This window comes from Paenibacillus pasadenensis (assembly GCF_023715725.1).
GTDB classification, from domain to species: Bacteria; Bacillota; Bacilli; order Paenibacillales; family Paenibacillaceae; genus Paenibacillus_O; species Paenibacillus_O pasadenensis_A.
The window spans coordinates 194,261-207,221 of record NZ_JAMBOT010000006.1 but is presented as its reverse complement, the minus strand read 5'-3'; the positions used below and the strand labels follow the sequence as shown (position 1 = coordinate 207,221).

At 53.0% G+C, this 12,961-nt stretch carries 9 protein-coding genes; 8 read left to right on the top strand and 1 reads right to left on the bottom strand.

Annotated features, from left to right (window positions below; translation table 11 throughout):
* Nucleotides 1–22: 22 nt before the first annotated feature.
* The 8 genes from M3223_RS16245 (at nucleotide 23) to M3223_RS16210 (ending at nucleotide 11,020) form a co-directional block, all read left to right on the top strand.
* The gene (locus M3223_RS16245) at nucleotides 23–1,000 is read left to right on the top strand and encodes an alpha-ketoacid dehydrogenase subunit beta (protein WP_251563379.1); all 978 of its coding nucleotides are present in this window, start codon (nucleotides 23–25) and stop codon (nucleotides 998–1,000) included.
* Nucleotides 1,001–1,137: 137 nt separating this feature from the next.
* Nucleotides 1,138–2,475 carry a dihydrolipoamide acetyltransferase family protein gene (locus tag M3223_RS16240; protein WP_251563377.1) on the top strand — a complete coding sequence of 446 codons (1,338 nt, stop codon included), beginning with the start codon at nucleotides 1,138–1,140 and terminating at the stop codon, nucleotides 2,473–2,475.
* 4 nt (nucleotides 2,476–2,479) lie between these two features.
* Nucleotides 2,480–3,895 carry a dihydrolipoyl dehydrogenase gene (gene lpdA / locus M3223_RS16235; protein WP_251563375.1) on the top strand — a complete coding sequence of 472 codons (1,416 nt, stop codon included), beginning with the start codon at nucleotides 2,480–2,482 and terminating at the stop codon, nucleotides 3,893–3,895.
* A 149-nt stretch (nucleotides 3,896–4,044) separates the two neighbouring features.
* Nucleotides 4,045–4,839 (top strand): thymidylate synthase, encoded by a 795-nt coding sequence (gene thyA, locus M3223_RS16230; protein WP_251563373.1) that lies wholly within the window; start codon nucleotides 4,045–4,047, stop codon nucleotides 4,837–4,839.
* Between the two features lie 8 nt (nucleotides 4,840–4,847).
* Nucleotides 4,848–5,333 (top strand): dihydrofolate reductase, encoded by a 486-nt coding sequence (locus tag M3223_RS16225; RefSeq protein WP_251563371.1) that lies wholly within the window; start codon nucleotides 4,848–4,850, stop codon nucleotides 5,331–5,333.
* Nucleotides 5,334–5,618: 285 nt separating this feature from the next.
* Nucleotides 5,619–7,106, top strand: a complete 1,488-nt coding sequence (locus M3223_RS16220; RefSeq protein WP_251563369.1) for a glutamate synthase subunit beta — start codon at nucleotides 5,619–5,621, stop codon at nucleotides 7,104–7,106.
* Between the two features lie 170 nt (nucleotides 7,107–7,276).
* Nucleotides 7,277–8,479 carry a hypothetical protein gene (locus M3223_RS16215; RefSeq protein WP_251563367.1) on the top strand — a complete coding sequence of 401 codons (1,203 nt, stop codon included), beginning with the start codon at nucleotides 7,277–7,279 and terminating at the stop codon, nucleotides 8,477–8,479.
* An 81-nt stretch (nucleotides 8,480–8,560) separates the two neighbouring features.
* Complete coding sequence (locus tag M3223_RS16210) at nucleotides 8,561–11,020, top strand: type IA DNA topoisomerase (protein ID WP_251563365.1); 2,460 nt, start codon at nucleotides 8,561–8,563, stop codon at nucleotides 11,018–11,020.
* Here the strand turns inward: M3223_RS16210 and M3223_RS16205 are convergent.
* Entirely contained in the window at nucleotides 10,987–12,807 is a 1,821-nt protein-coding gene (locus M3223_RS16205) for an ABC transporter substrate-binding protein (RefSeq protein WP_251563363.1), read from the bottom strand. The genes M3223_RS16210 and M3223_RS16205 overlap by 34 nt on opposite strands.
* Nucleotides 12,808–12,961: the final 154 nt, after the last annotated feature.

Sequence of the window (12,961 nt, the reverse complement as noted above, 5' to 3'; positions counted from 1 at the left end):
CCTAAGGAGGAACCTGTTAATCATGGCTCAAATGAACATGTTGGAAGCAATCCGCGACGCTCTTCGCACCGAGCTGAAGCGGGATGAGAATGTAATGCTGTTTGGCGAGGACGTAGGCCACACTGGCGGCGTTTTCCGCGTAACGGAAGGTTTGCAAAAGGAATTCGGCGAAGAGCGCGTATTCGATACGCCGCTGGCTGAGTCCGCTATCGCCGGCATGGCTGTAGGCCTGGGCGTTCAAGGCTTCCGTCCGGTAGCCGAAATTCAGTTCGTCGGCTTCATCTATGAAGCGATGGACCAAATGTTTATCCAAGCGGCGCGCATGCGTTACCGTTCCGGCGGCCGTTACAACTCGCCAATTGTATTCCGTACGCCTTTTGGCGGCGGCGTTAAAGCGGCGGAGCTGCACACGGATTCCCTGGAAGGCCTTGCTCTGCAAACGCCAGGCATCAAAGTTGTTATCCCTTCCAACCCTTACGATGCAAAAGGCCTGATGATCGCCGCAATTCGCGACAACGATCCGGTATTCTTCATGGAGCATCTTAACCTGTACCGTGCTTTCCGCGCCGAAGTGCCGGAAGAAGAGTACACGATTCCGCTCGGCAAAGCCAACGTTGTCCGCGAAGGCTCCGACGTAACGATCGTAACGTACGGCATGATGGTCCACACCTCCGTCAAAGCGGCTGAGGAGCTGGAAAAAGAGGGAATTAAAGCAGAGGTTATCGACATCCGTACGCTGATGCCGCTTGATATCGACACCATCGTTGAATCCATCAAAAAAACGAACCGCGCTATCGTCGTTCAGGAAGCTCAAAAAACTTCCGGCGCAGCGGCCGAAATTATTGCCCAAATCAACGAAAAAGCGATTCTGCATCTGGAAGCTCCGGTTCTTCGCGTAGCGGGTCCGGACACCGTGTATCCTTTCGCTCAAGTCGAAGATCAATGGCTGCCTTCGCCGGCTCGCGTAATTGCGAACGTTAAAAAGGTTCTGGAATTTTAATTGTTTGAGCGGAGCGAATGCGGCTCCGCCTTCATTTCATACACCTGAAGCCGTCTTTGGCGGAACGGGTCGGGGCTTAGCGGCCCCGGCTTGTCCCTATGGCGGATCAGCTCTAGACGCAAAAGGAGGTTCACCCTGTGGCAAAGTTTGAATACCGGTTCCCTGAACTGGGTGAAGGCCTGCACGAAGGCGAAATTATTAAGATGCACATCAACGTCGGCGACAAAGTAACCGACGACGATATTATTATGGAAGTTCAGAACGACAAAGCCGTCGTTGAAGTTCCTTGCCCGGTTAACGGTACCGTTCTCGAAGTTCGCGCTAAGGACGGCCAAGTTTGCCATGTAGGCGACGTTGTAGCTATTATCGACGCCGAGGGCGACCTGCCGGAAGGCGCAGCACCAAGCGAAGACAGTGCCAAGGAAGTTGCGAAGGACGAAGCGAACAACGTAGCTCCGGGCGCCGTTAAAGGCGATGCCGAAATTACGGCTAAAGATTCCGCTTCGGCTCCAGCCGCGGCTCAGCCTGCTGCAAGCTCCAAAGGTCTTGTGCTGGCAACGCCTAGCGTTCGTAAGTTCTCCCGCGAAAAAGGCGTCGACATTTCTGAGATTCAAGGTTCCGGCAAAAACGGCCGCATCACCCGCGAGGATGTGGAGAAATTCGCGGCTGGCGGCGCATCCGCTCCGGCTGCTGCAGCTGGCGACAATGCCGCTGTTGCTGCAAAAGGCGCTGGCGAGGCCAAAGCGGCTCCTGTCGCTTCGCAAGGCGGGGACCGTCCGGAAGAGCGTCTGCCATTCAAGGGCATCCGCAAACTCATTGCTAACGCAATGTCCAAATCCGTTTACACGGCTCCTCACGTAACGCTGATGGATGAAGTAGACGTAACGGCGCTTGTTGAGCTGCGCAAAAAAGCGAAGCCGGTCGCCGAGAAAAAAGGCGTCAAGCTGACTTACCTGCCGTTTATCGTCAAAGCTCTTGTAGCTGCTGTACGCGAGTTCCCAATCATGAACAGCACGCTGGATGAGGAAGCGCAAGAAATCGTGCTTCGCAAGTACTACAACATTGGCATTGCTACGGATACCGACAACGGCCTGATCGTTCCGGTTATCGAGCACGCCGACCGCAAAAACGTATGGACGATCGCTGACTCCATCCGCGATCTCGCGCTTCGCGGCCGTGACGGCAAGCTGACCGGCGCTGAGCTCAAAGGCAGCACGATCACAATTACGAACATCGGTTCCGCAGGCGGCATGTTCTTTACGCCGGTTATCAACTTCCCTGAAGTGGCAATCCTTGGCGTAGGACGTATTTCCGACAAGCCGGTTGTTAAAAACGGCGAAATTGTTGCAGCTTCCGTAATGGCCCTGTCCCTTAGCTTCGACCACCGTCTCATTGACGGCGCGACGGCTCAGAATTTCCTGAACTACATTAAGCAGCTTTTGGCAGACCCACAGCTGCTCATCATGGAGGTATAAACTCATGGTAGTAGGAGACGCATCTCTCGATATTGATACACTAGTCATTGGAGCAGGCCCTGGCGGTTACGTGGCGGCGATTCGCGCCGCCCAGCTCGGCCAAAGCGTACTTTGCGTAGAGAAGGAGCATGTAGGCGGCGTTTGTCTTAACGTCGGCTGTATTCCTTCCAAAGCGCTGATCTCGGCTTCCCACCAATACGACAACGTTAGCCATGCCGAAGCAATCGGCATTACGGCTGGCGACGTTAAGGTCGACTGGAACAAAATCCAGGAGTTCAAGGGCGGAGTTGTTAAAAAGCTTACCGGCGGCGTAGCCAGCCTGCTGAAAGCGAACAAAGTTCAATACTTTGCCGGCGAAGTAATGTTCATCAACGAAAATGAAGCACGCGTTTTCAACGATCAAGAAGCTCCGCGCTACCGCTTCAAAAACTGCATCATCGCTACGGGCTCCCGTCCGATCGAGCTGAAAGCATTCCCGTTTGGCGGACGCATCGTCTCCTCCACGGGCGCGCTGTCCTTGCCTGAGATTCCGAAAAGCCTCGCTGTTATCGGCGGCGGCTACATCGGCGTCGAGCTGAGCCAAATGTACAGCAAGTTCGGCACTAAAGTTACGATCATTGAAGGTCTTGATTCCATCCTGGCCGGCTTTGATAAAGATATGTCCTCGCTGGTAGCGAAGAAGCTGAAAGCAAAAGGCGCTGAAATCATTACAGGCGCACAAGCTCAAAGCGCGGAGCAAACCGACAAGGACGTTACGCTCACGTACACGGTTAACGGCAAAGAAGAGAAGGTTACGGCAGATTACCTGCTCGTTACGGTTGGCCGCCGTCCAAACACGGACGGAGAGCTTGGCCTTGACCTGATCAACATCAAGATGACGGACCGTGGCCTGATTGAAGTCAACGACGAAGGCCGCACGAGCATCCCGCATATTTTTGCCATCGGCGATATCGTTGCCGGTCCCGCGCTCGCTCACAAAGCGATGTACGAAGGCCGCGTTGCAGCTGAAGTTATTGCTGGACAACCGAGCAAAGTGGATTACAAATGTATGCCTGCCGTTTGTTTCTCCGATCCGGAGTGCGCAAGCGTCGGCCTGACCGAAAAAGAAGCGAAGGACAAAGGCTACAACGTTAAAGTCGGCAAATTCCCGTTTGCCGCTAACGGCCGCGCCTTGTCCCTCAACGCTGCGGAAGGCTTCGTTAAGCTTGTTGCGGACAAAGATACGGGTCTCGTACTTGGCGCGCATATCGCCGGTATCGAAGCTTCCAACATGATCTCCGAGCTTGGTCTTGCGATCGAGATGGGAGCTACGCTGGAAGATATCGCTCTGACGATTCATGCGCATCCGACGCTTGGCGAAATTACGCTGGACGCTGCGGAAGTAGCGCTCGGCCATCCGATTCATACGTTCGTGAAATAAGCTGTTTCATGAGAAGCCGGCACATCACTGTGCCGGCTTTTTTGTGGTTGCTGGAAGTGATTTATAACATCTTTCGACATCCAGATAGGAGACAAACAGGCGGTCGGGATGGTAAAATACTTTTTATAGTCAGGTGCAGGGGGTTCGGAATGAAGAATTATTTAGAGCTTTTACAGGATATTCTTGACAACGGGACGGAGCGTTCCGATCGTACCGGCACAGGAACCATGGCGGTGTTCGGTCGGCAGCTTCGCTTTGATCTTGCCAAAGGCTTTCCGCTTGTCACAACAAAGCGAGTTCATCTCAAATCAATCATTCATGAACTGCTCTGGTTTATTAGCGGAAACACGAACATTAAATACCTGCAAGATAATAACGTGCGGATTTGGAATGAATGGGCTGATGAAAACGGAGACCTGGGACCGGTGTACGGATCGCAGTGGAGGGCATGGGAGGACAAAAACGGCAACGTGCACGATCAGATTGCCGCTGTCATCAACTCCATCCGCAACAATCCGGATTCGCGGCGCCATATGGTAAGCGCATGGAATGTCGGAGAAGTCGACAACATGAAGCTGCCGCCCTGCCATTTTGTTTTTCAATTCCAAGTAGCCAAGGGACGTTTAAACTGCATGTTTACGATGCGTTCCTCGGATACGTTTTTGGGATTGCCGTTTAATATTGCCCAGTATGCGATGCTCACGCATATGATTGCTCAGCAATGCGATTTGGAGCCCGGGGAGCTGATCTACTCCGGCGGAGATGTGCATATTTATTCAAACCATCTGGAACAAGTAAAGCTTCAGCTTACTCGCGAGCCGCTTCCTCTGCCAAGACTGGTGCTTAATCGCAAACCTGAATCGATTTTTGATTACAAGTATGAGGACTTTGAGCTTGTCGGCTACGAGCATCATGCGACGATTAAAGCCGAGGTTTCCGTATGAGGGTGACGATGATTGCTTGTATGGATCGCGACCGTTTGATTGGGAGAGGCAATGATTTGCCTTGGAAGCTGCCGGAGGATATGCGCTTTTTTAGGCAGCAAACGATGGGCACTGCAGTTTTAATGGGACGCAAAACGTTTGACTCCTTCGGAAGCCGTCCGCTTAAAGGACGCCGCAATCTGATGTTATCCCGGGGCGGCAATCGGCCGGATGGGGTAGAGCTGTTTCACCGTGTTGAGGATGCGCTTCAGGCAGCGTCAGGCGAGCCTGAGCTGATGGTAATCGGGGGAGAGCAGATTTACCGATTGCTGCTACCGTACGCCGATCGGCTGCTCCTGACCGAAATCGACCGCTCCTATGGGGGCGGAGACGCTTATTTTCCGGAATTTCCGGCTGAGGAATGGGAGCAGGTGCAATCCGTGCCAGGTCAAGAGCCAGGGCCGCTGGGAGAGTCTTTTTCGTTTGTCACGTACGAGCGTGTGAGCGAATCGTAATTCCAATGCCTCAGTTATGCGACAAAGTGCAAATGATTGTACGTTAACTCCATTAAGGCCTTTCGGAAAGAATGCTACGATGTTGTACAAAGTATTCGCCGGCATGCAAGTTTATGTAACCGCATGGTTCCGAAATAGGCGGAACAGCGTTCAGCAAGCGTCATGAAAAAAGCAGCGGAGGCGGAGGCCGAATCGTCGGCGCAGCGCCTGCTTTTTCACCGGCCTGTTGACCGCTTATACGAAGACAGATAATACGGGACCTTATGGATGGAGGAATGGGGAAAGATGTCGACACCAACTGGTTTTATGGATTATAAACGCGAGCTCCCAGCAGACCGCAGTCCGCTGGAAAGAATTAAAGATTGGGATGAATTCCACAAACATCTTCCCGATGATCAGCTCCGTACACAAGGCTCGCGCTGCATGGATTGCGGTACGCCTTACTGCCACACGGGAATGGAATTGGCGGGTTCGGCCTCCGGCTGTCCGGTCAATAACCTGATTCCGGAATGGAACAATCTGATCTATCGCGGACTTTGGCGTGAAGCTCTGGAGCGTTTGCATAAAACGAACAATTTCCCAGAATTCACAGGGCGCGTTTGTCCGGCCCCTTGCGAGGGCTCCTGTACGGTCGGCTTGATCGGTGACTCCGTCACAATCAAAACGATTGAACAAGCGATTATTGACCGTGGTTTTGACGAGGGCTGGGTTGTGCCTCAACCTCCCAAAGTCCGCACGGGCAAAAAGGTTGCAGTAGTCGGCTCAGGCCCTGCCGGCATGGCTTGTGCCGCTCAGCTGAACAAAGCCGGCCACACCGTAACGGTATATGAGCGTGCGGACCGTATCGGCGGCCTGCTCACTTATGGCATTCCAACCATGAAGCTGGACAAAGGCGTTGTACAGCGCCGTGTTGACCTGATGGAAGCGGAAGGCGTCGACTTCGTGCCAAATACCGAAATCGGCAAAGATATCTCGGCTGAAGAGTTATTGGAAGGGTTTGACGCCATCGTGCTTTGCGGCGGCGCTACCAAAGCTCGCGGCGTTGATATTGAAGGCTCCGATCTGAACGGTGTGCATATGGCGATGGATTACCTCAACGGCACCATCAAGAGCTACCTGGACTCCAACCTGGAGGACGGCAACTATATTTCCGCCAAAGACAAGGATGTTATCGTAATCGGCGGCGGCGACACCGGAACGGACTGCGTCGCAACGGCCCTGCGCCACGGCTGCAAATCCGTTACTCAGTTCGGTACGCATGCTAAAGCGCCGCTGCAGCGCGATTCCATTAACAACCCATGGCCGCAGTTCCCGAACGTTTACACGCTCGACTACGCTCATGAAGAGGCTAAAGCGGTTTACGGCGAAGATCCTCGCGCTTTCTCCGTCCTGACGAAAAAATTCGTTGGCGACGAGAACGGCAAGCTTAAAGAGCTTCATACCGTTCAAATTGAGCGTACGGTTGACGAAACCGGCCGCAAAATCTACAAAGAGCTGCCAGGCACCGAAAAAGTATGGCCGGCAGATCTCGTCTTCATCGCTGTAGGCTTTGAAGGTCCGGAAAATACGCTTGTTGACGCGTTCAAAGTGGACCAAGACCGCCGTACGAACGTCAAAGCCCGTTATGGCGAATACCGTACAAGCGTAGATAAGGTGTTTGCAGCCGGCGATATGCGCCGCGGCCAAAGCCTTGTTGTTTGGGCCATCAATGAGGGTCGCGAAGCGGCTCGTGAAGTGGATAAATTTTTGACTGGGAGCAGCATGCTTCCTTAACTTCTTAAGAGGCGCCTGCCATCCAGGCGCCTTTTCTGTTTGATGAGATTTCATTCATAAATGGATTGAATTAGCAGTGGTTCCAGCAACTGTGCGCTCTGAACCTATCTTAGTTATGGTACAATAGGCCTATTGCCAAAACCAACTAAGATCATAAGGAGCGGATGCCCGTGAACACTGCCGAAGGCGCCTCAATTCTCACGCCTGCGGATATTCACCATATCAGAACCTTTATTGACGATAAATACCCTGATAAACCGCAAAGTGAGAAAAGAGAAATAGTTGCCGATGCCATTCGGCGTATTATAGACCAACAGCTGCCCGACTTTGCCGAAGCGGTAAAAAAGGAGCTGACCAGCCGACTCGTTCGCAGAAAGCTTCGCGGCCAAAGCGGCGGGGTTGTTCGCAGCGGAGATATTTTTGAACTGTGCATGGAGCTGGATGTTCGGGACCAGCGTATCGCTAGACCGCTTCGCAGCTGGGTGGAGCGCAGGCTTGACATTTCGGTTGGCATGAGCGAGTTCGAACGTGTACTCAGACTCGTTAAACCGGTTCGGAAGGAGAAGCCGCTCCTAGATGCAGTTGCGCGTGAGCTGAACGCTCCTGCAGCGGTTGAAGCGGAACCGATTGTTACGTCCGGAGATTCCGGCACATTGCCTGTACTGCGTAATTTGCCGAGCGTACAAGTGCTTATGGCAGCTGTAGTGATTATTATGCTGCTTGGCGGATTGCTCGTATCCACATGGTCGTTGTTCCATTTTAACAACGGTTTCGGCGCTATGCCGGTCGTATCAGCTTCTTCCTTAAAGTCTCAACCTTCCTCGGGTACACATGTAGAGAAGAAGGTAGCGGTGCAATCGGAGGCGTCCTATGCAAAGACGAAACCTGCAGCCGCGCCAAAAGCTCAATCTGCGCCAACTTCAAAATCGACCTACAAAAATGAACTTCCCCAATCGCTGCAGTATACCGATATACAATACGGTAAGCTGCAATCATTTCTGGAAAGCCGTTCTTCCATGCTGGCCGAGCCAAAATATATGGATGCAATTATTAAGGCGGCTAAACAATACAATATCGATCCGCTGCTGCTTTTTGCGATAACGGGCCAAGAGCAAAGCTTCGTGAAGAAGGATCATTCGCGGGCAGAAGAGATAGCCAATAATCCGTTTAACGTGTATCATAGCTGGCAGGACTTCAACACAACAATAGAGGAATCCTCCATGATCGCCGCCAAAACAGTGGTCAACCTCAGCAAAAACCGTCCCGATAACGCAGATCCGATTGATTGGATCAACCGCAAATACGCCGAAGACCCGAATTGGTCGAATGGAGTCACGGATATTCTGGACATGCTGGAGGACATTGCTGCCTGAGCTATAGCCAGGCAGTTTTCCTCATTTTGGCAGAGGGATTGGAGCAGCTTCCTCCAAGCATAAGAGAGGAGCCGGTTTGAGTTGAAGACGCTTATTATTGCCGAAAAACCGGATATGGGACGGACAATTGCAGCCGTCATGGAGCCGAAGGCTTCCAACCGTCGCACTCATTTAGAAGGCGAGCGGTTTATTATTACGTGGGCAATCGGTCATCTGGTTGGACTTGCTGAGCCGGATGATTATGACCCAAAGTACAAAAAATGGCAGGATGCCGATCTGCCGATTATTCCCGATTCCTTTAAGCTGTCTCCTAATCCCCGGACTAAGGACCAGCTCAAAGTTATATCCGAGTTGGCCCGCCATTGCGGCCGGATCGTTAACGCATGTGACGCGGGGCGAGAGGGGCAGCTTATTTTTCATCTCATTCGCCGGCATTTAAAGCTGAAGCAGCCGGTTGACCGACTGTGGATATCGGATTTGACGCCCGAAACGATTCGCAGAGGGTTTCAGCAGCTGGCGAGCGATGAGAAGTATGCGCCGTTGACGCGGGCTGCACAGGCCAGAAGCGAGGCAGACTGGCTCATCGGGATGAATGCCTCCCGGGCATTCACGATCCGTCATCGCACGTTATTGTCCGTCGGACGTGTTCAGACACCGGTTTTGGCGCTGCTTTATGACCGATTCAAGGAAATCGAAGCGTTCAAATCCGAAACCTATTATCGGATTGAAGCTCAGTTCGAGCAGAAACCGGTGAAGTACAAAGGAGTTTGGCAGGGAGACCGTCTGACGGATGGAGCAAAGGCCCAAGCCATTGCCGAAAAGGTTAAAGGCAAACCAGGGCGCATCTCCAGTTACGAAACGGCTGAGGCCAAGGAATATCCGTTCCGGCTTCACGATTTGACGCTGTTGCAGCGCGAGGCAAACGGTCGTTACGGCTTTCCCGCCAAAAAAACGCTCGATCTGGCCCAAGCTTTATATGAGAAACACAAGGTCATTACATATCCGCGTACAAATTCAAATTACGTGACGGAGGAAACGATTCCGGTTATGACAAAAACGCTCGATATGCTGCGCGGAACGGAATATGCGGAGCTTGCCGCCGGAGCAGACCGGTTTAAAGTGCATAAAGGAAATAAAGCGGTTTGCAATCCGTCCAAGGTGGAAGACCACCACGCCATTTTGCCGACACCTAAAAAGCCTGGAACGTTAAACACAGATGAGAAGAAGGTATATGACCTTATTGTGCGCCGGTTTTTGTCCCATTACTACGGCCCGGCCGTTTATCGCAATCATACTGTATTAACCATCGTAGAAGAGGAGACGTTCCGCACCCGGATTAAACAGCTTCTTGATCCAGGCTGGAAGGTGACTCAAGGGCAGTCCGATGCGGAGGAAGGCAAAAAAAGCCGCAGCAAAACAAAAAAAGACGAGGATGAAGAGGAAGAGCAGCTGCTCACCGATGTTGATTTCAGCGTCGATTCCAACACTCCAGTCGTTTGCAAATCGGCTAAAGCGGAGGAGAAAGCAACACAGCCGCCAAAGCCGTACACGGAAGGCACGCTGCTGAAAGCGATGGAGAGCGCCGGAAAGTCGATGGAGGACGAAGAGCTGCGGGAAACGATGAAGGACAGCGGACTCGGCACACCGGCCACTCGTGCGGCTACAATCGAAAGGCTGAAGCAGGTTGGTTACATTCATACGGCTGGCAAAAAGCTGGAGATAGAACCTAAAGGCATTGCGGCGATTGAGCTCATTCGCGGAGCGGGAGTTGAGCTGCTTGCTTCGCCAATGATGACCGGCCAGTGGGAACGCAGGCTTGTTCAGATCGCACGTGATGAGGCTTCGGATGAGGCGTTTATGGATAAGGTGAAGCAGTTTGCCAGGCATATTGTCGAAAAGGTCCGCCTGCAGCCTCCCGCGCCGGCCGGGACGTTCCAGGAGCCGGAACGTTCCGGAGGACGGGGCGGGACGCGCAAAGGCAAGCAGCGGCAGGCGGGCGCAACGGCAAATAAAAGCGCAGGGAAAACGTATGCAGCAAGCCGAAACGGAAGCGGAGGCAGCCGAACGGTCAAAACCTCAGCTTCAGCAAAACCAGTTCGAACCGAGCAGGGCTACAGTTCAGCAGCAGATCACGCCGGTTACGGCGAATCGGTCCGCACCAGCTCAGCGGCAGCTAATCAGGCTTTCCCAGCAGCCCGCGGAGCTGCCCTGGACACAAGAGCATCAGTTCAAGCTACTTCCCGCCCAGCTGCCTCATCCGGAGGCTTGAAGCCGCTCGGAGCATGTCCATCGCCGGGCTGCAGCGGAGCGGTAATTGAGGGCAAACGTGGCTTCGGCTGCTCCCGTTTCAAGGAAGGCTGTCGATTTGTCATCTGGAAAGAGCAGCATGGCAAAAAGCTCAGCCTGCCGATGCTGCAATCGCTGCTTGGGAAAGGGCAAACCAGCTTGCTGACCTTCACGGCGGCTAACGGCCAGTCTGTCAAGGGAAGGCTTCTGCTGCAGCAGCCTTATAATGGAGTGCTCAAATTAGTGACGGATTGAGCCTCCGACACGAGCCAAATATCTTTGAAATCCATCCATCCGAGCTTATTGATGTCAATGCCGCGCACGGAAGGGTGCACATATGTGCTCATCGTCCGGTGCATAAGCGGCGTAATCTGATGTTCGTCCAGCAGGCGCTGCTCGATTTGCCGAAGCAGTGAACGCCGCTCTTCTGCGGTTTCGGCAGAAAAAAGCAGATCAATGATTTTTTTGACCCATGAGCCGAGCGAGGGATCAATATGCTGCCTGACATAACTGGAGTCCTGCAGGTAGTTTTCAAGCTCGCATACTTCATCCTCGGCAAATACAAGATGGAGTAAGATGCAATCGGCTTGCATGACAAGCTCCGACGGTAAAATAGCGTTCTGGTTCTCGATATGAATGTTTACCGGTACGCCGATTTCCGCGCAGCGCTTTTGGATCCACTTGGCTTCCCGCAATTGAACCATATTGGTCAGCAGCTCGAGCGGAGTTCCGTCGTACCGGCATTCCTCCAGCAGCCGCTTCGCCGTTTCAGGCTCATAACGGTCAAGCGCCGGATGAAAATGCGGCTTCGGAAAATAGCTGTAAGCCGGATAACAGTGTTCCCCGCTTTCATGGCAAAGGCCAGCACGGTCAAGCGAAAGGTGAATCGCTTGCCGGAACGCCACGGAGGATTGCGGTCCAGATTTACGGCGATTCCAGGACAGGAGGCTGCAGCCGTGATTGACGGACTGAATCTGCTCCCAGCTATACTCGGGACGGGCGGTTCTGCGAGCGTCGCTGGCTGTAATTTGGCCCCATTTATGGCGCGTTTCTGCGGGGATGTCCTCCGGCATAATCGCAATCTGCACCTCATCCAAATAAGCCCGTCCCTGGTAATAGGATTCATGCACAGCAAGCTCTAAACGGTCCGCGGTCCACCGGTTAAGCCGAAACGGACCGGTTCCGCAAGGCAGCTTCCAAAATCGCTCCTCGTCCTCCTGCAGCAAATCAGCGGGCAGGATGGAGGCGACGGCGGAGCATAACAGTCTCGGAAGCAGCCGGTTCGGCTGACGGAGCGAGATGCGCACCGTTCTGCTGTCTAGCGGCGCTACTGCAACCATTGTATCCAGCAGAAACCGGTTCGGCTTGCCGTCCGCCAGTCTCTGAAATGTAAAACAGACATCGTCCGATGTCAGCTCTCTTCCATGATGGAATTTGACGCCTTTACGGAGATGGAAGGTCCAGATTCGCGCATCCTCGCTGCTCTCCCAATGATGTGCTAACGCAGGCACAACCTTGCCGGTAGCAGCGTCAAAGCCAAGCAGCCGATCGAACAGCTGATGAATCAGATGGGAATCAAAGGAAAAAAACAGTTTTGCCGGGTCCAGCGAAACTGGCGGCCGGTAAACGGGCAGCCGAAATATATCCCGCTGCTCTCGCATTCCGTTATCGAGCCGGTCGGAACCAAAATGGCCGTTTAAAAAATCGACAAACCGGTCGCGCGCCGACGTGCGGTCTCCGTGATGTTTCATCAGCTCAAATGCTTGCTGATAATCGCCTTCTGAAGCCATCAGCTTGGCAGTGTCCAGCAGGAACTGTTCACGGCTTGTGCAAAACTCGATGCGGGAACGAATGCCTCGACCACGGCCTGCATGCCATTTGAGCCAGCCTTCGTCCTCCAGCTTGTGTATAATCAGTTTAACGTTCCGTTCGGTGCAATGGAAAAGAGCAGCAAGTTCTTCAAGAGTCGCCGCTACTTCCGTATCCGGATCGAGAATTCCATAATGATTCAAGAGGAGCAGATATCGTTCTGCACTCAGCATATCGCTTCTTTTCTCCTTTTTGGCCGGCTTAATCACAAGGACAACCTTTAACTAGTAAAAGGAAGCGTTTTCCAGCTAGTAAAAGAGGAAACTGTCTTGAGATATTGTACACTTTTTGTTCCAGTTATGTCATGAGATACTTCTTGCAGGGGCA

Bases quoted from the DNA above. Each gene is read 5' to 3' on its own strand.
- M3223_RS16245 (WP_251563379.1), top strand. From the start codon at position 23: ATGGCTCAAATGAACATGTTGGAAGCAATCCGCGACGCTCTTCGCACC.
- lpdA (WP_251563375.1), top strand. From the start codon at position 2,480: ATGGTAGTAGGAGACGCATCTCTCGATATTGATACACTAGTCATTGGA.
- thyA (WP_251563373.1), top strand. From the start codon at position 4,045: ATGAAGAATTATTTAGAGCTTTTACAGGATATTCTTGACAACGGGACG.
- M3223_RS16225 (WP_251563371.1), top strand. From the start codon at position 4,848: ATGATTGCTTGTATGGATCGCGACCGTTTGATTGGGAGAGGCAATGAT.
- M3223_RS16220 (WP_251563369.1), top strand. From the start codon at position 5,619: ATGTCGACACCAACTGGTTTTATGGATTATAAACGCGAGCTCCCAGCA.
- M3223_RS16205 (WP_251563363.1), bottom strand. From the start codon at position 12,807: ATGCTGAGTGCAGAACGATATCTGCTCCTCTTGAATCATTATGGAATT.